General features: G+C 65.9%; 13 protein-coding genes. 6 read left to right on the forward strand and 7 right to left on the reverse strand.

The features are described 5' to 3' along the window. Positions 1-87 precede the first annotated feature (87 nt). Positions 88-1,095, forward strand: a complete 1,008-nt coding sequence (locus tag ABZX37_RS26475) for an aldo/keto reductase (RefSeq protein WP_354743867.1) — start codon at positions 88-90, stop codon at positions 1,093-1,095. On the opposite strand, the gene ABZX37_RS26480 is transcribed toward ABZX37_RS26475, so the two are convergent. Then, positions 1,064-2,245 carry a winged helix DNA-binding domain-containing protein gene (locus ABZX37_RS26480; RefSeq protein ID WP_354743869.1) on the reverse strand — a complete coding sequence of 394 codons (1,182 nt, stop codon included), beginning with the start codon at positions 2,243-2,245 and terminating at the stop codon, positions 1,064-1,066. The two genes, ABZX37_RS26475 and ABZX37_RS26480, sit on opposite strands and share 32 nt — an antisense overlap. A 106-nt stretch (positions 2,246-2,351) precedes the next feature. Here ABZX37_RS26480 and ABZX37_RS26485 point away from each other — a divergent pair, with 106 nt between their 5' ends. Then, positions 2,352-2,798, forward strand: a complete 447-nt coding sequence (locus ABZX37_RS26485) for a VOC family protein (RefSeq protein WP_354743871.1) — start codon at positions 2,352-2,354, stop codon at positions 2,796-2,798. A 321-nt stretch (positions 2,799-3,119) separates the two neighbouring features. On the opposite strand, the gene ABZX37_RS26490 is transcribed toward ABZX37_RS26485, so the two are convergent. After that, positions 3,120-4,550 (reverse strand): FAD-binding oxidoreductase, encoded by a 1,431-nt coding sequence (locus tag ABZX37_RS26490; protein ID WP_354743873.1) that lies wholly within the window; start codon positions 4,548-4,550, stop codon positions 3,120-3,122. Positions 4,551-4,757: 207 nt separating this feature from the next. On the opposite strand from ABZX37_RS26490, the gene ABZX37_RS26495 reads away from it, so the two are divergent. Next, complete coding sequence (locus ABZX37_RS26495) at positions 4,758-6,101, forward strand: MFS transporter (protein WP_354743875.1); 1,344 nt, start codon at positions 4,758-4,760, stop codon at positions 6,099-6,101. Beyond that, on the forward strand, positions 6,098-7,681 hold the full coding sequence (locus ABZX37_RS26500) for a carboxypeptidase-like regulatory domain-containing protein (RefSeq protein ID WP_354743877.1): 1,584 nt from the start codon (positions 6,098-6,100) through the stop codon (positions 7,679-7,681). The genes ABZX37_RS26495 and ABZX37_RS26500 overlap by 4 nt, the downstream gene beginning before the upstream one ends. Here ABZX37_RS26500 and ABZX37_RS26505 read toward each other — a convergent pair. The 5 genes from ABZX37_RS26505 to ABZX37_RS26525 all read right to left on the reverse strand — a co-directional run bounded on the left by ABZX37_RS26505 (position 7,665) and on the right by ABZX37_RS26525 (position 12,502). Further along, positions 7,665-8,777, reverse strand: coding sequence for an enolase C-terminal domain-like protein (locus ABZX37_RS26505; protein ID WP_354743879.1), 1,113 nt, complete (start codon positions 8,775-8,777; stop codon positions 7,665-7,667). The genes ABZX37_RS26500 and ABZX37_RS26505 overlap by 17 nt on opposite strands. Then, the gene (locus ABZX37_RS26510; protein WP_354743881.1) at positions 8,774-9,676 is read right to left on the reverse strand and encodes a dihydrodipicolinate synthase family protein; all 903 of its coding nucleotides are present in this window, start codon (positions 9,674-9,676) and stop codon (positions 8,774-8,776) included. The genes ABZX37_RS26505 and ABZX37_RS26510 overlap by 4 nt, the downstream gene beginning before the upstream one ends. Beyond that, entirely contained in the window at positions 9,676-10,551 is an 876-nt protein-coding gene (locus ABZX37_RS26515; RefSeq protein ID WP_354743883.1) for an amidohydrolase family protein, read from the reverse strand. The genes ABZX37_RS26510 and ABZX37_RS26515 overlap by 1 nt, the downstream gene beginning before the upstream one ends. Positions 10,552-10,556: 5 nt before the next feature. Continuing rightward, positions 10,557-11,282, reverse strand: coding sequence for a creatininase family protein (locus ABZX37_RS26520; RefSeq protein ID WP_354743885.1), 726 nt, complete (start codon positions 11,280-11,282; stop codon positions 10,557-10,559). A 170-nt stretch (positions 11,283-11,452) separates the two neighbouring features. Then, positions 11,453-12,502 (reverse strand): hypothetical protein, encoded by a 1,050-nt coding sequence (locus ABZX37_RS26525; protein WP_354743887.1) that lies wholly within the window; start codon positions 12,500-12,502, stop codon positions 11,453-11,455. A gap of 544 nt (positions 12,503-13,046) precedes the next feature. Between ABZX37_RS26525 and ABZX37_RS26530 the strand changes: the two genes are divergently transcribed. Together ABZX37_RS26530 and ABZX37_RS26535 are read left to right on the forward strand one after the other, a co-directional pair. Beyond that, positions 13,047-21,398 carry a DNRLRE domain-containing protein gene (locus ABZX37_RS26530; protein ID WP_354743889.1) on the forward strand — a complete coding sequence of 2,784 codons (8,352 nt, stop codon included), beginning with the start codon at positions 13,047-13,049 and terminating at the stop codon, positions 21,396-21,398. Continuing rightward, complete coding sequence (locus tag ABZX37_RS26535; protein WP_354743891.1) at positions 21,395-21,832, forward strand: SUKH-3 domain-containing protein; 438 nt, start codon at positions 21,395-21,397, stop codon at positions 21,830-21,832. Before ABZX37_RS26530 ends, ABZX37_RS26535 begins: the two co-directional genes overlap by 4 nt. Positions 21,833-21,907 lie beyond the last annotated feature (75 nt).

Here is a 21,907-nt window from a genome sequence, read left to right on the forward strand (position 1 = left end):
GCACTTTCGCAGATTGTGCGCGGTAGCGGTCACCGGCTGGCCGCTACCTCTGCGAGCGTGGCGTTGCTCAGGAAAGGAAACCGGCACATGCAGATGCGGCTTTTGGGGCGGACCGGGATCAAGGTCAGCGCCTATTGCCTTGGCACGATGAAGTTCGGGAAGATCGGCAATCCCGATCACGGCGAGTGCGTCCGGATGGTGCACCGCGCGTTCGACGCGGGGATCAACTTCGTTGACACCGCTGATGTTTACGGACCCGGCGGGGAGTCCGAGGAGATCCTCGGCGCGGCGTTGAAGGGTCGCCGGGACGACGTCGTGGTGGCCACGAAGGTCAACGGCTCGATGGGCCCGGGTCGCGGTGGAAGCTCCCGGCGCTGGATCGTCGCGGAGGTCGAACAGTCGTTGCGGCGCTTGCGGAGTGACCACATCGACCTCTACCAGCTCCATCACCCCGATCCCGACACCGACCTGGAGGAAACCCTCTCCGCGCTGACCGACCTGATGCGCAGCGGGAAGGTGCGCGCCGTCGGGTCCTCGAACTTCCCAGCGTCCGAGATCGTCGAAGCCCAATGGGTGTCGCAACGCGCGGGGCTGGCCCGGCTGCGGACCGAGCAGCCGACGTACTCGCTGCTCAACCGGGGGATCGAGAGCGAAATCCTGCCGGTGTGCGATCGGTACGGCATGGGAGTGCTGGTGTGGAGCCCGCTCGCGATGGGCCTGCTGACCGGCCGCTACCGGCCAGGCGGTGAGCAGCTGCGGGAAGCACAGCTGCGGTTCGTGCCGCGGCACATGAGCGACGAGCGCAAACACGCGGCCGTCGAGCAACTCGCGCAGGCGGCCGAGGAAGCCGGGCTTTCGCTGACGCACCTGGCGCTGGCGTTCGCGGTCAACCATCCGGCCGTGACGTCCGCGATCATCGGGCCCCGGACGTTGCCGCAGCTGGACGACCTGCTGGCCGGTGCCGACATCCGGCTGGACGACGACGTCCTGGACCGGATCGACGAGATCGTCGCGCCGGGCACCGACGTGGGGCCGATCGACGTGTCGTATGTCCCGCCTTCGCTTACCGACCCGAAGCTCCGGCGCCGCGACTGACCCGGCCCTGAATCAGCGGCGACACGTAACCGGTCGCGACCCGCTCACCGTCGAACCAGGCGGTGAGCTTCGCGGCCTCCTGGTCCAACGCCCGCACCGCGGCCCGCGGCAACGGATCGATCGCCACGACCTCCACCGTCCCGTCCGCCTGCTGCGTCCAGGTCCCGACGATCCGCCCGTTCCACCACGCCGTCGGACCGGCGTTGCCCGCGCCGTCGAAGAGGTGCGGGCCGTGGTCGCCGAGGTAGAAGTCGCGGCGGCGCCAGCCCATGGTGGTCGGGTCGAGGGTCGGGAGGAGCGCCGCCCAGTCCCCGTCGAGGCGGACCTCCTCCTCGTCGCCGGGATGCAGCCACGCCGGGGCGCCGTCCTCCAGCAGGGCGGGCGTCGCGCCGACGTCGTCCAGCGCGCGGCGGACCGCGGTTTTCGTCGCGCCGAGCCACCACACCAGGTCGTCCTCGGTCCCCGGCCCGAATGACCACAGCCACCGCCGCACCAGCTCCCGGTAGCCTGCCCGTTCGTCCAGGACGCCCGGATCCTCGCCGAGCCACTGCTCAACCGCTGTCCACACTGGACGCGACGTCTGCCAGCGACCGGCGTTCTCCCCTCGTACCACCGAACCGCCGGCCGCGAGCACGGAGAGGACGCGGGACCCCACGGGGGCAAGGACGGTGGGCCGTCCTTCGGCGGCGATCCGCGTGCTCAGCTCGGGAATGCGGGCGCGTAGCTGCGCGGTGGTGCCGGACTCGTCGCGGATCGCCGCCAGCGCCTCGGAACATCGGTCAGCGACCCATGCCGGACCGTCGTCGATCCCGGCGAGCTCGGCGTCCTTGGCCAGCCGCGCGGTCATCTGCCGAGCGACCCGAGCCGACGCGCTTCCCCTTGCCGCAGCGAATAAATCGACCGGAAACGCGAATACCGTCCGGCGCATCGCCAGTTGCCGCACCACAGTGCGTCGGCCGAACAATGCGTCCGAAATGGACGCCCGGTCGGCGCGGGAACGGGCGTACGCGGAAAGATAGATGCTGCTGGCCTCGGTCGCGTGCAAGCACGTGACCGCGCGGACGGCGTCCTCCACCCCGGGCGCGGCGGTCGCCAGTGCATGCCGCAGTCCGATGCGGTCTCGTCGCTCGTCGTCGGTCACTTTTCGCATGGTTTCGATCATGCCGGAAGTAGCGGCCACTGCCTGACCGCTACTGCTGCGAGTCTCGATTCCAGCGCGGGAACGAGTCCGGCGCGGGAATCGAGGAGTCGAAATCATGGCAGTGCACGCCGTCGCCCACTTGAACTTCCGGGGCGAGGCCAGGGAGGCGCTCGAGTTCTACCGGTCGGTCTTCGGCGGGGAGATCCGGATCGCCACCTACGGCGACTTCGGGATGCCGAAGGAGGCGCCTGGCGCGGACCACGTCGTCTTCGGGCAGGTCGTCGGCGAGAACGGGTTCCAGGTGATGGCCTACGACGTCCCCGGCATCGCGGCCGCCGCGCCGGTCGGCGAGACCACTCGCGAGAACGGGATGACCGTCACCACGGAGAAGTTCTTCCTGTCCGTCGGCGGCGATTCCGTCGACGAGGTCGGCGAGTTCTGGAAGAAGCTGTCCGAGGACGCGACGGTGATCGAGCCGTTCGGCCCGTCGCAGTGGGCCCCGGCGTTCGGCATGCTCCGGGACCGCTTCGGGGTCACCTGGATCCTGCAGGTCGCCGCCTAGCCACCCTCGGCCGGTCCGTGAAGGGCAATGCCGGAAGGCGGCGCTGCGCGTGCAGTTTGCCCAGGTCGCGAAGGATCTGGGCGGGGCCAGGCGTCCGTGAGGGGAACCCTGAGGGACTCTGAGTCCCTCAGGGTTCCCCTTACGGAGCTCATGATCCGGGCGCATGGTGATAAAGCGGGCATCTCGGCGCTGTTGGCGTCCTTTGTGGACGTTCAGCGGGCGCGGGCTGCGCAGCTTGTTGATAAGTCCCTGACATCGCGGCCGGAGAAGCCTGGCCCGCCGGTCTGCGGCCGGAGTCCTGCGCCGGCCGCAGACCGGCTTTCACACCGGGCGCGGCGAGAGACCCTGCTCGAACGCGAGCACCCCACTCGGGTCGTACTTCGCCGCTACCGCCCGGAGCGTCCCGAGATTCACCCCGTAGTACGCGGTGGCCCAATCCTTCTGGTCGTCGTTGATGTAGTTGACGTACGCGCCGCCGGTGGCGAATTTCGCCAGCCGCGCCTGAACGTCGTTCACCTCGTGCTTCGCGGTTTCCCGGTCGACGTCCGGGTCGGCGCTGAGATAAACCTGCACGTCGCCGAAAACGCCGCGGTGGGCGAACGCGGTGTCGGTGGGGCGGACGTCGGAGACCGCCGCGTCGAGCGGGTTCACTTCCAGCGCGATCTTGGTCTCGCCGGTGACGAGCGCGCTCAGCTGTGCCGGATCCGCTTTTCGCGCCAGAACCCGGGAAGCGGCCATGAATCGACGACGGCCCAGGCTTCCGGACCAGAAATCCATGGCACCGAGATAATCCGTCTCCTGGAATCCGCTGACCGTGCCCTTGACCCCGGCCCGGCGTTCCAGGTCGGCGATGAGCTCGCGCGCTTGTTGCTCACCGCCGAGGAGGCAGCCGGGCACGCCCGCGGCCGGATTCGGGCCGCCGAGCACCGAGATGTTCGACCAGAATTCCCTTGGCGCGGCGGTGATCCAGTCCTGCCAGGCACCGTAGACGTCGGTGCCGGAACCCTCGGGAAAGTTCACCACGAACACCGTGACCCGCGGCGGCGCGGGCACCGTGCGGAAGGTGAATTCCGTGGTGACGCCGAAGTTCCCGCCGCCTCCGCCGGTGAGCGCCCAGCCGAGGTCCGAACCCGGGTCGACCGAACGTACCCGCAGGTCGCGCGGCGTCACCACTTTCGCGCCGGCCAGGTGGTCGCAGGTCAGTCCGTATTTCCGCATCAGCACGCCGATTCCGCCGCCGAGCGCGAGCCCGGCGATGCCGACCGAGCCGCACGTGCCGCCCGGCAATGCGCGGCCTCCGGCGGCGAGTGCGTGATAGACGTCGATCAACCGCGTGCCGGGGCCGACGACCGCGGTGCCGTTACGCCGGACCTCCACGCGGTTCATCAGCTTGAGATCCGCGACCAATCCGTCGCCCGGAGTGGAATATGCGACATAACTGTGGCCGCCGCTGCGGGCCGCGAAGGTGATTTTGTTTTCCGCGGCGAACTCCAGGCACCTCCGGACGTCGTCGGCGTCGACGCAGCGGGCGATCGCCGACGGGTAGCGGTCGTCGTAAAGGATGTTGAACGGCAGGCGGATTTCCTCGTAGCCAGCGTGATTTCGCTGCAGCAGCGCGCCGTGCAGCCGCCTGCGCAACGCGGCCCAGTCCGGCTCTTTTCCGGCGGCCTCGGCAACGGTTCCGGACCCGACCACGGCCGTGCCCGCCGCGGCCGCGGACAACTGCAAAAGACGACGACGGCTCAACGTCATGGTCGACCCCTCCACGGCTCGGCGGCCCGTGCTGCGGAAACCGCCGGTGCCCGCCCGAGATTCCCCTTGTCCGACGGCGCCAGCATAGACTAATCTTTCCGAAATAGAAGACGTATCTACGGTATTTCGGAAATACGTGATTCGGGGGGTTGTCGGGTCGAGGTCGACCGGCCTTGGTCCACCATCGGATCAGGAGGTGCGGGCGTCATGAGCGCGGACAGCTCTCACTCGGACAGCCCCGGCTCGGCCCCGCCTCGTTCGGCGCGCCGGTCCGCGGTGCTGGCTTCCAGTATCGGCACGTTGCTCGAGTACTACGACTATTACCTGTTCGGCCTAGCCGCCGCCGTCGTGTTCCCGGCCGTCTTCTTCCCGTCCGCGGACCCGCTCACCGGACAGCTGTCGTCGTTCGCCACCTTCGCCGTCGGGTTCGTGCTGCGCCCGGTCGGCGGCGTCGTGATCGGCCACATCGCGGACCGGTTCGGCCGCAAGAAGGCCCTGATCCTCACCATCGTGCTGATGGGCATCGCCACGATTCTCATCGGCGCGCTGCCCGGATACCGCCAGATCGGCGTCGCGGCCCCGATTCTGCTCGTCATCCTGCGGTTGCTGCAGGGGTTTTCGACCGGCGGCGAAATGGGCGGCGCGATCTCGCTGGCCGTCGAGCACGCCCCGCCGCGCAAACGCGGTCTCTACGGCGCGTTGCTCCTTTCCGGGGCGGGCGTCGCGCTGCTCATTTCCTCCGGCTTGATGGCGTTGTTCGCGACGCTGCCCGACCGGGATTTCCTGGCCTGGGGCTGGCGGATCCCGTTCCTGCTGAGCTTCGTGCTGCTGGTCGCGGGCTTGGTCATCCGGCTGCGCGTGGGCGAAACACCGGAGTTCGAACGCGCTCGCGAGAAAGCTTCCGGCGAGCGCATTCCGTTGGTCTCCGTACTGCGCCGTCCGCGCAATTTGATCTACGGCGTTCTGTTCGGTTTCGCCAACAGCATCGGCGGCTACGTGATCACCACGTATGGCGCGTCGTACGTCAAGAAAGATCTCGGCATGCCCGCGTCGGTGGCACTCACCGCGACAATGGTCGCCGCCGGTGCACAGATCATTCTCGCGCCGACCTGGGGCGCCTTATCGGACCGGATCGGCCGTAAACCGGTGTTCCTCGGCGGCTGCGTCGGGCTCGCCGTGGTGATCTTCCCGGTGTTCTGGCTTTTCGAGACGAAAAACCCGGTGCTCGTGGCGGTCGCGATGGTGCTGGGCTTCTCGGTGTTCGTGATGGCGATGTCCGCGCTGTCCCAGACGATTCTGTCCGAACTGTTCGACACCCGCTCGCGCGTCACCGGCGTCAACCTGGGATATCAGCTCACCGCGGTGCTCGGCGGCGGATTCGCGCCGTACCTCAGCGCGTGGCTGGTCGGCGCGACCGGCGCGGTGTGGGGCGTCGGCATCTACGTGATCGCCGGCTGCGCGCTCAGCGCGGTCGCGATGCTGATGCTGCCCGAACGCGCCGGACAACCGTTGCCGGAACCGGTCACTGAACCGAAATCGGCGACGGTATGACCTTGCTGGGATATGTCAGCGACGAACGCTATCTCGCCCTGCCGGACGTGCTCGTCGAAATCGGCGACGGCCGGTCGCACTGGACCGCCCGCTCCACCGCGACCGGCGCGATCCACGCTGACGTCCCGCCCGGAGACTACCGCGTCACCCTCGCCAAAGACGGCTACGGAGCCAAACACGTCGACGTCGCGCTCGGCCCCGGCGAACCGCACCAGTTCCGGCTGCTGTCCGACCAGATCTTCGGCTACATCTGGCCGAAATGGGCCCGCAGCGGCGACGAGGGCGAGTTCCGGATCCACAGCCCTGAGCCGTACCGGCTGAGCCTGTGGCGACACGGCGCGGCGGCCGAGGAGACGGCGCTGATCGGCTGGTTCGACGAACACGCACCGCGCGCCACAGTGCAGGTGACACCCGACGGCGACTACACGCAAACCGGCGTGCGATTCAACGAAAAAGGCTACGTCGATCCGTCGCACCGCCAGTACGTCACGGCCCCGGATCGCAGCGGTCTGTACTACTTCCACGTCGAAGGCGAATCCGGGGCTCGGTTCTCGTTCCCCTGGGTGGTCGCTCCGCGCCAGCCGACCGCGCCCATCGCCGTCGTCGCCTCCACGAACACCTGGAACGCCTACAACAATTTCGGCGGCCGCAGCAACTACATCAACGCTTCCGGACTGCCGTCCGCGCCAGTTTTGGTGCCCCGCTTGGAAATGCCCCGCTACCTCGAATCGAGCTTCAGCGAACACGCGCTGCCCGACGACGCGTACCCGCCACTGTCCTTCGAACGTCCGGAACCACTGAACCAGCTCAGCGCGGCCGATCAGCCAGCGGACCCGATCCGCGGCAGACAGCCGTGTCACCTGGCCGCCGCGGAATGGCGATTGCTCAGCTGGCTGGAACGCAACGGCTACGAATACGATCTCTATTCCGACGCACACCTGCACGACGGCACCCTGCCGCTGGACAGCTACCGTGTGCTGGTCCTGAGCACGCATCCGGAATATTGGTCCCGCGAGATGTACTCCACGGTCTACTCCTGGGTGCACGATCGCGGCGGAAAGCTGGCCAACTTCGGCGGCAATGTCGCCGACTGCGAGGTGGCCTTCACCGCGGACGCGCTGCAATTCCGTACCCAGGCCATCGAGGCCGGTCCGTATGAGAGCCGGATGCACCGGACGTTCCGGCCGACTTCGGAGCTGTTCGGCGTGGTCTTCACCAGCGCGGGCGCGATGACCGGCGCGCCGTACGAGGTGATCGACCCCGGTCACTGGGCTTTCCGCGGCACCGGATTGGACAAAGGGGGCTGGTTCGGCGTGCGGAGCCTCCATGAACGATGCCCCGGCGGTGCTTCCGGCCACGAAACCGACAAGACTGGTCCCCACAGTCCACAAGGGACTCATGTACTCGCGCGCGGCCTCAACCCCGGTGACGGCGGCGGCGAGATCGCTTGCTACACCACGGCCAGCGGCGGCGAGGTGTTCTCGGTCGGCTCGATCGCCTGGTCGTCGTCGGTGCTGGTGGACGACGGCGTCTCGGCAGTGACCGCGAACGTGCTCGACCGGTTCATCGGACGCTCCTGAACCCAGCAGCGATGTCGTCGGCTACCTCGACGCCCAGGCCTGGCGCGTCGCCGAGCCGGACCTTGTGGCCGTCGCTGTACAACGGGGTCTTGAGGATGTCGCGCTCGTAGTAGTGCGCGCCGATGATGTCGGAGGGAATCCGGGTCGACAGCCCCGGTGCGGCACAGGCCGCGTGCAGCTGGGCCGCCGCGCCGATGCCCAGCTCCCCATTGGACCCGAGCACGACGTCCATCCCGAACGCGTTCGCGAGGTGCGCCATCGACACCACTCGGCCCGGTCCGCCCGCTTTGCCGATGTACAGGCTGACCGCGTCTGCTGCTTCGGCCCGGATCACGGACACGAGATCGTCAGTACCGAACACACTTTCATCAGCCACAATGGATAGACCGCGCCCGCGTAGGTTGCGCATCCCGGTGAGATCCCCGGGTGCCACTGGCTGTTCGAGAAACGCTGGGTCTTGGTCGCGCATCAACTCAATCGCCCTCGCTGCGTCCGCAGGCCGGTAGCCTCCGTTCGCGTCGAGACCGAGGAACGTGTCCGCCCCGACGAGCGCGCGGGCCTCTGCGAGCCTGGAGGCATCCTCTTCAGGATCGAAGCCGATCTTCAGTTTATAGCTGCGAAAACCCGCGTCGTACGCTGCCTGGTAGACCTCGTAGAGTCTCTTGCCGCTGCCGCTGAGCGAGCACTTCACCGGCACTTCAGTCCTTAATGGACCACCGAGAGCGGTTGCGAGCGGGACGTTGAGCGTGCGTGCGTACGCGTCCCACAACGCTGTCGAGATCCCCGCTTTGGTGAACGGCGCACCGGTCGCCGCGTGGTCCATGCGCCGCTCAAGGCCGGCGACCGGGACGAGCGGCTGGCCGAGGATCGCCGGAGCAAGGGCCTTTCTGATGAGATACTCCGCGGTACCAGCGTCTTCGCCGCTCCACTGAAGCGTCGCGCTGACCTCGCCTATCCCGGTCGCACCGTCCGAAGTGGTCACCCGGACCAGCAAGAAGTCGGAATGATCATGCGTCCCGCGAGCCCCGGCCACGACGAGTTCCGGCCGCACGACCGGACTGATCGCGACGACCTCGATGTCTTCGACCGTATTCACAGGAACTCACGGAACTCCGCGAGAAACCGGTCGATCAACCGGATGTCCTCGGCGTCGAGCCGGTGCGCGGGCGCGCGGCAGTACGGGCTGGCGAACAGCCCGCGGCGTACCGAGATCAGCTTCTCCGTCGCGATAATCCGCTCAGTGTCGAGCATCCAGTAAGAGATATAGGGGAGCAGCCTGCGATGCAACTCGTCCCCGCCCGCGTCGTCACCGCTCTCGAACCGCCGCCAGATCTCCACGTAAATCTCGGTGAACGAACACCCAGGCTGCGTCCCGACCGCACCCCGCCGGATCGCGTCGGGCAACTGCACCCCCGCGTACCCCTCGACAGCCGGAATCGGCGGATCCCCAGCAGCCAACTCGGCGATCAACGGCCCCGGTGGGCTGGACTCCACCTTGACCAGCCGCAGATTGGCGTGCTTGGCCGCGATCTTGCGAAGCATGTCCGCATCAAGCCGGGTGCCGGTCTCCGCGGGTGCGTATTGCACCACCACCGGAGTCGGATCCACCGCGTCAAGCACCTCCCGAATATGCTTGACCAGCGCTTTCCTGGACGGTTGCAGATAATGCGGCGGCAAAAGATTGATCAAATCAGCGCCCGCGTCCACCGCTTCGGCAGCCCGCTTCACCGCAAGCCGCGTCGCATGATCCTGAACCGCGACGATGGCCAAGACGTCCGGCTGCAGCGCGGTTTCCGCCAGCAGCACCTGAGTGAGCGTCTGCCTCTCGTCTTCCGCCAACTTGTAGAACTCCGACGCGAACCCCGGAAACATCACGCTGCCGACCCCGGTCCCGAGCACGTGCCGGACCACCCGCCGAAAGCCGGAAACATCGATCTCGCCGTCGTCAGTGAAAGGCACTTCGAGCACGGGAGAGACTCCCCGGATCGGCGTCATCACGGGTTCCTCTCGAGGCCAAGCGCAGCAACCGCGTCCGCGTGAATGACTCCCTCGATCAGCTCCGCGGAAATCTTGGGCAACGCCGTGCCCTCGACGATGTCATTGACCCGCCGTATGCCCGCCATCGCCTCCGCGGTAGTGGCGATGGGAAAATCCGACCCCAGCAACAGCTTGTGCGGCACACCCCACTCCTGCGCCGCGAGCAGTGATTCGTAACAAACCCAAGGCCGGAGGTAAATCGACGAGACATCGGCGTAGACGTGCGGATGCTTGCGGATGGTCACCACAGTCTCGCGCCCCCACGGATGTCCCATGTGCGCCATGACAATCCGGAGTTCCGGGAACTGCAACGCGACCTCGTCCGTGACCAGCGGGTACGTGTACCGGAGCGGTGCCTGCCGAATCGGCGAGGCCCCCTGATGAAACAAGATCGGCAACCCGTTCCGCTCGCAGTAACCGTAGAAATCCAACGCGGGCTGCGACAGCGGATCGAAATTCTGATAGTTCGGCCCGAGCTTCACCCCGACCAGTCCCAGTTCACGACACCGGTCAGCCTCATCGAACACGTCGGGCGCAGTCGGATTCACCGACATGAACCCGATCCGCCGCTCGGGATCGTCCGCCGCGAACGCCGCCGTGGCGGTATTGGTGTCCTCTGGCCGATACGGCAACCCCGTGGCTTCTTCGGGCTTCTCGACCGCGATGTTGAACACAATGGACAGATCAGCCGCCGCAGTGGCTTTGTCGTAGTCGTCCCAGGAATTAGTGGTGACCACGGCCCGGTCGGTACGCCACCCCTCGTAAACGCGCAACTCGTCCTCCGGCACCGCGGACCGGTGGGTCGGAGTGTGAGTGTGGACGTCCACGATCATCGGCTTCACGACACCTTCGCCAGCGCCACGAACCGGTCCGCGAGCCCGTTGGTGATCCTCTCGAACCACCGGTGGCCCTGGCTCTCCGTGGCTAACGCGGGTTGGTCGGTATACCCGTCAATCTCCCGCCAAACCTGTCCAGAATGGATGTCCACATCAGACACTCGCGTCTGCTGAGGCTTCTCCCGGTCCGCCCGCTCCTGAACCAGCTCTCTGCGGACCGCCAGCATCATCGACGTCTCGAACTCGCCAGCATGCCCAGGAACGATGTCCTCAGCCTCGAGTGCCCGCCAATAATCGGTATGCGCCACCGCAAGCCCATGCCGAGTCGACGCGGCACCAGCGAAGGCGTGGCAAACCCCAACGTTGCCCCCGTGCCCATTGACCACAACCATCCGCTTCCCGCCCTGCACCGCGATCGACCGTGCTAAATCGTCAAGCACATGCAACAAGGTCTGCGCCGACAGAGAAAGCGTGCCGTTGAAGGGAAGGTGATGATCAGAAGCCCCGTACGGAATAGGCGGCGCAAGCAACAATGCCCGCTCGGCCCGCAGTGCCGCGATCTCAGCCGCGCGCTCGCAAGCGGCAGCCGCGAGAAACGCGTCCGTCCCAGTAGGCAAATGCGGCCCATGCTGCTCGGTCGCGCCGATGGGCACCAAGACGAGCGCCTCGGAAAGCACACCCCGCACCGCGGCGCGGTCGGCCTCCGCCCAGCGCAGCAGTGCGCCCACGACGTCTCCCCGATACTCCGGTTGGCTTATCTTCCGGTATTTCGTAGAAGTCTTCCTCATTTAGGAAGATAGTCGATCGGGGGAGCAGAAGCAATGCCGTTGACCGGACGGCAAGAAGCGACCCGACCGCAGCTGGAGCCGCGGCCGGGCCGTGGACGTGCGGAGAAGGCTTACCGGTCAGCCGGATCCTTGAGCACCCGCAACGCGGGCTCCGCCCCATTGGCAGGCCGGGTGATGGCGAACAACCGCTCGCCGTCCGCGGCCCACGCCAGCCCTCGCGGCGCGAGGACGCCGTCGCTGGTCGCATCCACCGTGGCTACTGGCGCGCTGCCGCCCACCTTGTAGACGTAGACGTCATCGCGCGGGTTGCGGACGCCGCTCGCGAGGTACTTGCCGTCCGCCGAAGCAGCGACGGAATTCGGATACTGCCCGGTGCGATACGCGCCGGCGCGCGTGAGGTCCTTGCTGTTGAAGGCCTCGACTGCGTCGCGGGAGCCCGAGGCGGTGTAGATGGTGGTGCCGTCAGGAGAGAGCGTGAGGTCGGCCAGGTCGCTGCCGACGACCGCACCGGACGCGCGGGACTCGAGTTTGCCCGCAGCGACGGCATAGACGTAGACCGACGATTGGCTGAGTTCCGCCTGCCCCGCCACGAGCGGTCCGGCGTCCCCGGTCTGGGATGCGACCAGCGGCGCGTGGTGGAATCGGACGTTCGCGCCCTGCAAGTCGAGGGTGACGGCGGGCGGGGTGGCGGCGGTGTCGAGCTTGCCGATGCCGCCGTTCCAGGATTCCTCGCAGCCGTAGCCGAACCACACGACGTTGCCGGTGCGCGCGAGATGCGCCGGACAGGTCTGGGCGCCGGTGGGGTAGCGGGCGGTTTCGGCGAGCGTGGTGGTGTCGATCGCGGAGATCGCGTCGCCGGACGCGAGCGCGACGTACAACGTGCGGCCGTCGGCGGAGAGTACGAGACCGGACGCGCCGAACTGTCCGTCGACGGTCTTGCGCACCCGGCCGCCGAAGTCGGTGACGACGACGCCGTTGCTCGTCTTGCCGCCGCTCACGAACACGTGGTGGTTCGCCTCGTCGGCGACCAGATCGGAGTAGGCGGGCAGCCCCAGCGAACTCGCGTCCGGACTCGCCTCCGCACTGGGCGCGACGGCGAGCAGCGCCGCGGCCGCCGCCGCGGTGAGAAACATTATTTTCGCACGCGGAATAGTGCTCATCCCGGCCTCCCCCTCCGTGGACCATGCGATTGCATGACTGAGTGGCTCGAATGTAGCGAATACCGCTCGATCGGTCTATCCCGCCGCGATTGTCCAAGCTGGACCATCCGGCCTATTGAGGACGTGATCACGCGGTTGTACCGTCGATTGCGGTGTTCGCCGCCCAGAGGGGATGGCTGGCGTTGTCGCCGGTCAGTCGCATATCAAGCGGACTCGGGCGCGATTGTGCAGGGGGAACCCAGAGATGCCGACCAAACGCGCTTTGTTGTGCTGCGCGCTTACGATTATCGTAACGGCTGGCACCGTTTTCGGCGCCGGTCCGGTGGCTGCCGCGCTACCGCCGCGTCCGGCCGCGGGCCCGCCGGTGCACTCCCATCGCAGCGTCCCCCCGTCGCCGCCTGGACCGGCGGATGCGTTGCCCCGCCACGAATCAGCGCCGGTCGGACAGGCGGTACCCGAAGCGAAGCGGCTGGCCGAAAAGGTCGATCAGCGGACGCTCACGACCAAAGCGTTTCCCTTGTCGGACGGTCGGACGCAGCTCCAGGTGTCGCAGACGCCGCTGCACTATCGCGACGCTGCCGGGCACTGGCAGGACATCGACACCCGGATCGAGAAAACGTCCGCGCCGGAGGGCTTCGCTTACCGCAACGAACACAACACTTTCCACAGTTCTTTCGGGGGAAAAACGGATCATCTCGTCGGTTTCAAGCAAGGCGAACGGGAAATCCGGCTCGGTATCGCCGGTGAATCACGTTCACTGGAACCGCGCGTCGAGGGCGCCGCGATCACCTATCCGGGCGCATTCCCCGGCACCGATGTGGTCTACCAGGTGACTCCGGACGCGTTGAAAGAAAAGCTCGTGCTGGCCAAACCTCCGGCTCAGGCACCGAGCTACAGCTTCACCATGGACCTGGCCGGTGTCGAGGCCGAGCAGCAAAAGGACGGTTCGATCGCCTTCTTCCGCGCGGGCGGGGACCGCGACGGCGGGCCGCTGTTCGTCATGGCCAAGCCGTTCATGCTGGACGGTCGCGACGACGCGGCCTCTCCGTACGGGAAGTCGTGGAGCGGCAAGGTCGCCCAGACGGTTCGCGCCGAGGGCAACCGGTTCACGATCACGGTGACCGCGGACCAGGAATGGCTGCGTGCCAAGGAACGCGTGTACCCGGTGGTGATCGACCCGACCATCAAGATCCAGCCCACCGCCACCCAGGCGCAGGACACGATGGTGACCTCCGACGAGCCGGACGCCAACCACGACGGCAGCTGGCGGTTGTCGGTCGGCGCCACGAACTCCGGTGCCGCGCGCAGCTTGCTGAAGTTCGACCTCGCGAACATTCCGGCCGGCACGCGGCTGGATTCGGCGCAGCTGCAGGTGTACTACGACCAGGACCACACGACTGGCGCCAACGACGTCACCGTGGAAGCGCACCGGGCGACCCAGCCGTGGACGGCGAGCACCGCGACTTGGAACTCCGCCGCGGCCGCTTTCGCGGAGGTGGGCCAGAACCAGGACAGCGTCGACGACGGCGAACCCGGCCGCACCGCCGCGAACGGCGAGTGGCGCACGGTCGATACCGGCGACGCCGAACAGGCGGTCGGCCACAGTTACCGGGTCGGCAGCCGCGGCGGCGACTACACCTGGGTTCCCCGCCTCACCGAGGACGGCGACTACCAGGTCGAGGTGCATTACGTGCCCGGAGCGAACCGGGCGTCCGGCGCGCCGTACACCGTGTACTACAACGGCGGGCAGCAGACCGTGCCGGTGGACCAGACCGCCTCGGCCCCCGGCGGGTGGAAATCGCTGGGCACCTGGCCGTTCAAAGCAGGCACCGGGCACAAAGTCGTGCTCGGCGGGGTGGCGGGCAAGGAGGTCGTGGCCGACGCCGTACGCCTGACCAAACCCGGCACTCAGGTCAAGAAGGCCGACAAGGCCAATGTGTGGCACAGCTTCAGCGTGCGTTCCACCGTCCAAAGCTGGCTGGACGGCACCCAGCCCAACCACGGTTTCCTGCTCAAAGCCGCTGACGAGACCCGGGGCATGGGCGGTCCGCGCTACGAGGCCGCCGAGTATGCCTACAACGGCGCGACCGAGCAGACCCCGCGACTGCTGCTCACCTACGGAAAGCCTGGTCCCGCGCTCGACGCGCCGACGACGATCCGCGCTACCGGCGCGAACCTGACCTGGTCCGCCTATCCCGGGAACGACCTGGTCGAGTACCAGGTCCACCGTTCGGTATTCCAGCAGTTCACCCCGACGGCGGCGACGCTGGTCGCCCCGCTGCGCCCCGGCACCGCCAGCTACGCCGACACCACCGCGCAGCCGACCAAGGCCGACGACCCGCAGCCGTTCGGCAACGCCTTCTACTACGTCGTCGCGGCCAAAACACGCGACGGCCAGCTGATCCCGTCCGCGACGCAGCTGGTGCGGCTGCCCAAAGCGGGCCAGGTCGTCAAAGTCCTCCAGGGCAACGCCGCCGACACCACCCTGGCCAGCAAGCAACCCGACCAGCCGCACGACAAGCTGACCGGCGAGCCGTGGCTGTCGGTCGGCAACAACTCCGGCACCTTCGGCGCGACCCGCGGCGTGGTGAAATTCCCGGATCTGGGCGGGATTCCGTCCGGCGCGCGGGTGCAGAACGCGGAGCTCAGCCTCTGGGGTTTCACCTACGTCGGCGGCACGCCGGTGGGCACCGGCAGCTATGAAGCACACGGGCTCACGAAGGATTTCGACCAGGGCAGCGCCACCTGGAACAAGGCGAGCGCCGGTCGCGCCTGGTCGACTCCCGGCGGCGACTTCGACCCGGCCGTCGCCGGGACCACCACCGGAGTCACCAACGACCCGGCCCTGCGCGTCCTCGGCGTGACCGGTCTGGCACAGCGGTGGGTCAACGATCCGGCGAGCAACCACGGCGCGCTGGTGAAGCTCGCCGACGAGGCCAATCCGCAGGAGCGCACCCTTTTCCTCAGCAGCGAGGCCGCCGAGCCGCGCCTGCGCCCGAAACTGACCGTGGTCTACACCGAACAGACCGCGGAAAGCACCTACTACGCGCCGACCACGCCGGACCGGATGATCCCCGGCGACGAGTACACCGTCCCGGTCACCCTCACCAACACCACCGGCGCGGCCTGGCCCGCAGCCGATTACGCGTTGTCCTACCACTGGGAACTGCCCGACGGCACCGACGTGACCGGCCCCGGCAACCGGGTCGAGACGCCGCTGCCCAAGGACCTCGCGCCCGACGGCGTGCTCGCGGTCGACGCGAAGGTGAAGACAGCGACCCCGTTCGACCTCGGCAACAAACGCGAAGCGTTCGTGCTGAAGTGGGACCTGCGGAACCGGACGACCGGGAAGTGGCTGTCGGAAACGACGAAGATCCCGTCGCTGGCGCAGAACATCACGATCGACGATCCGAAGTCGGACCAGCTGGGCCTGGAGAAGTTCTACTCCTACTCCGGCGGCAACACCGGAGCCGGCTCGACGCTGATGGTCAACCAGTTCGCGGGCAACGCGGTGTGGTCCTACAACGCGCTGAGCAATCCGAGTCGCGGCCTGGCGACGTTCCTGCGGATGACCTACAACGCCCAGGACACGTCCAACTCCTACATCGGCTCCGGCTGGTCCCTCTCCGCCTCGACCCTGGCCAGATTGGGCACCCCGCTGGAGTTCTACGGCTGGGGCGGGGCGGGGTATCCGGCGAAGATCGTGCTGACCGACGGGGACGGCACCAGCCACCAGTTCGCGCTGAACAAGCACGACAGCCCTGACCCGCGGCTGTGGGACTACGACAAGCCCGCCGGCGTCCATCTCTATCTGCAGCGCACTGGGAGCAGCGACCCGAACCGCACGTGGGTGATGACACGGCCGGACCGTACCCAGCTCGTGTTCGACAGCGACGGCTACCAGAGCGCCACCGTCGACAAGAACGGCAACGAGCTCCAGTTCACCTATGAACGCTCGTGCGTCAACAACCACAACACCGGCGTCCTGAAATACCTCACCGACGCCACCGGCCGCCGGACCCTGAACTTCGAGTATTTCCAGAACGGCGACCCGGACTACGACTACTTCACCGGCGACAAGAAGCATCACGGCGTCAACCTGGCCAACGGGAAGATCGCCAACCAGCTCAAGGCGATCACCGATATCTCCGGACGCCGCATCGAGTTCGTCTACAGCGACCGCGGCCTGCTGCAGGAGATCACCGACGGCGCGGGCACCGATCAGCACAAGACGTTTACCTTCTTCTACAACAACGCGCTGCTGAACAAAAACGCGAAGCTGATCTCGGTCACCGACCCGCGCGGCAATTCCACCGGACTGTCCTATTACGACGATCCGGCCCGCAAATGGAAGACGCGGACGCTGACGAACCGGGCCGGGAAAGACACCGGCTTCGACTACCGCTACCCGGATCCGGACCACAGTTCGGCGGTCGACTCGATCGTGACCGACGCCAACGGCCACGCGTCCGACACGCTCATCGACGGCTACGGCCGCCCGACGAAGCTGACCAACGCGAAGAACCAGACCACCGAACTGACCTGGGACGCCGACAACAACGTCCGCCGCCTGGCCGAGAACGGTGGCAAAGCCGTCGCCACCTGGGAATACGACCCGGTCACCGGCTACCCGAAGAGCATCGCCGACGCCGAGGCCAACGCGAACAAAACCCCGCCCACCGCGCTGAACTACCGGACCGGGCTGGGCGGCCGCGTCGCCGACCTGACCGAGAAGATCACCCCTGAAGGCCGCAAGTGGCTGTTCACCTACGACGACCGCGGAAACCTGGTCGCCGTCACCGACCCCAAGGGCAGCGGAGATCCCGCTTCCGGCCACTACACCACCCTGAGCAGCTACGACAGCTATGGCCAGCTGCTGACCGTCACCGACGCCAACAACAACACCACGACCTTCGGGGATTACGACCCCATCGGCTCGCCGCGCCGGATCACCGACGCGTACGGCCATGACACCCTGACCAAGTTCGACGCGACGGGCAACGTGCTGTCCACAATGGACGCGCGCAAGAAGGTCAGCGAGTACACCTACGACCTCTTCGGCAGGCCGCTGTCGTCCAAGGCGCCCAAGGACGCCGACAAGGGCGACTTCATCTTCACCCCCGGCGCGCAATACGACTCGAACGACAACGTCGTCAAAACGACGGCGGCCAACGGCGCGGTTACCTCGGCCGCCTACCGGCCCACTGACGAGATCGCCGCGGTCAGCGCCCCCAAGGACGACGCCGGTGATCCCGACAAGACCACCACTTACGACTACGACAACGTCGGGAACCTGCTGCGGCAAACCGATCCGAAGGGCACCCTGACGCCCGACCCCGGCGACTTCACCACCACCCGCGAATACGACCAGCTCAACCGGGTCATCGCCACCGTCGACGCCAGCGGCAACCGGGCCACGTACGACTACGACAACGTCGGCAACCTCACCACCGTGGTCGACCCGCGCAAGACCGCGACGCACGACCCCAAGGCGTACACGACGAAGTACGCCTACGACCTGAACCACCGCGTCAAGACCGTCACCGACGCCGCGGGATTCACCACGGGCCGGAAGTACGACCGGGACGGCAATATCGTCGAGGCTACCGACGCCGAGCAGAACACCTCGGTGCTCAAACTCGACGCCCGCGCCATGGTCGAGGAGCAGTGGGTGCCGCGCGCGAAGGACGCGTCGGGCAATCCCGTCTACCGCAAGACCCGCTTCGAGTACGACGAGGTCGGCAACAAGACCAAGGTCATTTCCCCGCGCGGCACCGAGATCGCCGGCAACACCGACAACTTCGCCGCGGTCACCGTCTACGACAAGCTGAACCGCCCGATCGAACAGCAGACCCCGTTCGACGTCAACGACGAACGCGTCAAGACGCCGGACAAGACGACCTACACCTACGACGAGGTCGGCCGGCTCACCGAAGTCAGCGCGCCGCCGTCCAACGGCCAGAACTTCCGCAACGTCACCCGCACCAGCTACTTCGACACCGGCTGGCTCCGCTCCAGCGTCGACCCGTGGAACATCACCACCACCTACGACTACGACCAGCTCGGCAAGCAGACCGCCCGCACCCTCACCGCGGCCGGCGGATCCATGAGCCGCACCATGGCGTGGTCGTTCTACCCAGACGGAAAGCTGAAGTCGCGCTCCGACGACGGCGTCCCGATCGGCCGGGACGTGCGGGTGATCGACAACAGCGACCCCGCCGCCATCGTCACCGGCACCTGGGGCACCGGCGGAGCCGACCCGAACCCCGACTACGAAGGGTTCGACTACCGGCGGCACAACCCCGGCACCGGCACCGACACGGTCGCCTGGAACCTCGACGCGCCGCGCACCGGGACGTACGAGATCTTCGTCCGCTATCCCAAGGCCGCCACCGCCACCAACGCCACTTACACCATCGATCACGACGGCGGCAGCACGACCAAGACCGTTGACCAGACCCAGCAACCCGGCCAGTGGGTCAGCCTCGGCTCGTACGGTCTCACCGAAGGCCAGCCGCGCAAGGTCACGCTGTCGGACAAGGCCAACGGCGTCGTAGCCGCGGACGCGGTGAAGATCGTCCGCGACGGCAGCGGCGAAACCGGTCCGGCCCAGCAGAAAACGTTCGGCTACCGCTACGACCCGAACAACAATCTGGTCGACATCACCGATTCGAGCCCGAACGCCAAGATCGACAACTACGCGATCGCGTACAACGGGCTGAACCAGATCCAGCAGGTCCAGGAAAAGCTCAAGGGCGCCGTAGCCAAGACCACCAGCTACAGCTACGACCCCAACGGCAACCCGAAGACCCGTGACCACGACGACCAGCACTCGGTCTACGAGTACGACGTCCGAGACCTGGTCGAGAAGGCCACCAACACCGACACCGGCGGCACCCCGCAGAACACGACCTACACCTACACACCCCGAGCCCAGAAACTGCTCGAAACCAAGGCGAACGGCAACCAGCTCCAGTCCGAGTACTTCCCGGACGGCGCGCTGCGGCACGAGGTCGAACGCAAGCCCGACGGCACGATCGTCAGCGAACACACCCGCGACTACGACGCCAACGGCAACCCCGCGCACGACACGCAACACACGATGAACGCGGACAACCACGGCGCTTATCTGGACAACACCCGCACGTTCGCTTACGACCCACGGGACCGGCTCCGCTCATCGACCAAGACCGAGCCTTCGGGTGCCACCCTCGGTGTCGAGAAGTACCTGCACGACGCGAACAACAACGTCATCGAGCAGACGATCGACGGGAAGACCACCAAGTACACCTACGACCGCAACCGGCTGGTCACGTCGTCGATCGACAAGAACACCAGCACTCATACCTACGACCCGTTCGGCCGCCTGGACAACGTGACTGTGGACGGGACGTTGTTGGAGAAGTACCGGTACGACGGCTTCGATCGCATTGCGGAGTACCAGAAGCTCAAGGAAGGCAGCGCGACCGAGCGGGTCACGACGACGTATGCGTACGACCCGTTGGACCGGACGCTCGCCAAGACCGAGGGCGGCAAGACCACTGATTTCGCTTATCTCGGCCTGTCTTCCAATGTCTTGAACGAGAAGCTTGCCGGGAAGCTGGACAAGTCTTATCAGTACAGCCCTAACGGGCAGCGGTTGTCGCAGACCAAGCAGACCGGTGACGGTGGCAAGGAGACGACTCAGTACGGGTATAACCCGCATACGGACGTCGAGACTCTTACTACGGATAAGGGCGATACGAAGGCGACTTACGGTTATACGGCTTACGGGAGTGACGACAAGCAGTCGTTTACCGGGATTGACAAGCCCAAGCCGCAGGATCCTTCGGCGCAGGCTTACAACCTGTATCGGTTCAACGGGAAGCGCTACGACCCGGCTACTCGTAACTACGACATGGGGTTCCGGCACTACAGCCCTGGTCGCAACACCTTCCTGACGCGTGACTCGTACAACGGGGCACTTGGCGACCTCAATTTGACTACTGACCCGTTCACTGGAAGTCGATACGCTTTCACTGGCGGGAACCCCGTCGGACGGGTAGAACTCGATGGCCACGAGCCGCGGGATACTTCGATCAATTGCTCTGGGGTTGGAGTTCAAGACAAGGGGTGTGCTCCGCCCACTGCTGAGGAAAAGAGTTGGGCGGTAAGTCAGGCTGTCTGGTGGGAACAGTACAAGACGCGAAAAGAATGGGTTAAGAAGAATTCTCCCGAAACGGAAAAATCTGAGGAAGTTCTCGACGATCTGAAGGGGGCAGAATTTGTCGGTTCGTGGTGGGATCCCGCCTATACTGGCGCCAAGGGTGAGGTGAAGAGAAGCTGCTTTGGGTTAACTGGATGTCAGAAGGCTGCAGAATATCTGCGAGAGAACAAGAGTGACGTACAGGGTGCCAAATTCATTGCCGCTACCTACTGTATTATCAATGCGGCGGAATGCGAGCACAGTTCCGGAAGCGCTCTTGCTGGAGAGTTTCTCCTGGCGCTCGGTGCCGGTTTGGGTGGAATTGGAAAGGCTGGAAAAGCGGCGGCTGGGATACCGGGAGCACTGGAATCGGCGCGGGCTGCGGCATCGGAGCTAATGGGATTAGGGCTCTCCAGGAGTGCGACACCTCGGGTGACAACGGCGGCAGTGGATCGGACGACTGGTCAGGTCTGGATCGGTACAAGTGGAAACCCCAAGGTGTTCGTTCCTCGAGAGCTGGCCGAACGGCTGCCTGGAGAGAGTCGTGAACCGTGGCCGGTGCGGAACTGTGGAGAGGTGGCGGCATGCTCGGCGGCGATTTCGCATGGTGCTAAGCTTGAGGATCTGGAAGTTGTTTCTGTTCATACGAACGATGGCGTACTAAGACCGCCTTGTGAAAATTGTGTACGTTGGCTATATGGAGACAAATGAACGAGCGGCCTTCGATTGACTTATTGAGACAAGCTGGCTGGACTCTTGGTCGTGATGTGGACATTTCAGACGATCTGCGTTCTTTGGCTGAGGCCGGTCTTGAGGTGTTTCCTGAAGCGATTAACTTTCTTCGGGAGTACTCGGGAATTAGTATGCGATGGAAAAGGGTCAGTGGCTTTCCGGATGGGATGCGTTTCTCGGCGGCTCGATTGCTTGAGAGTTTTGACCCAAGGTGGGTTGCGGGTTACGCCGATCGTGCTAAAACGACCTTGGTGCCTGTCGGGGAGGCTAGTAATGGATACCTGGTTCTACTGCTTGGGAGGAATGGTCACTGGTTTGGCGGATTCGATGATGCGTTCGGCGAGCTCGGTGAGGACGTTTTGTCTTGCATCGACCGCTTGGTCATAGAAAATAAGTTCATTCGAGAGCTGTAATGAGAGATGAGATAGCTTGGGGTGAGCTTGTCCCGTTGCGTATTGTGTAAGTTGCGACCGCGCGGCTATCCGTAC

Source organism: Amycolatopsis sp. NPDC004079 (assembly GCF_040610415.1).
Lineage (GTDB): Bacteria > Actinomycetota > Actinomycetes > Mycobacteriales > Pseudonocardiaceae > Amycolatopsis > Amycolatopsis halotolerans.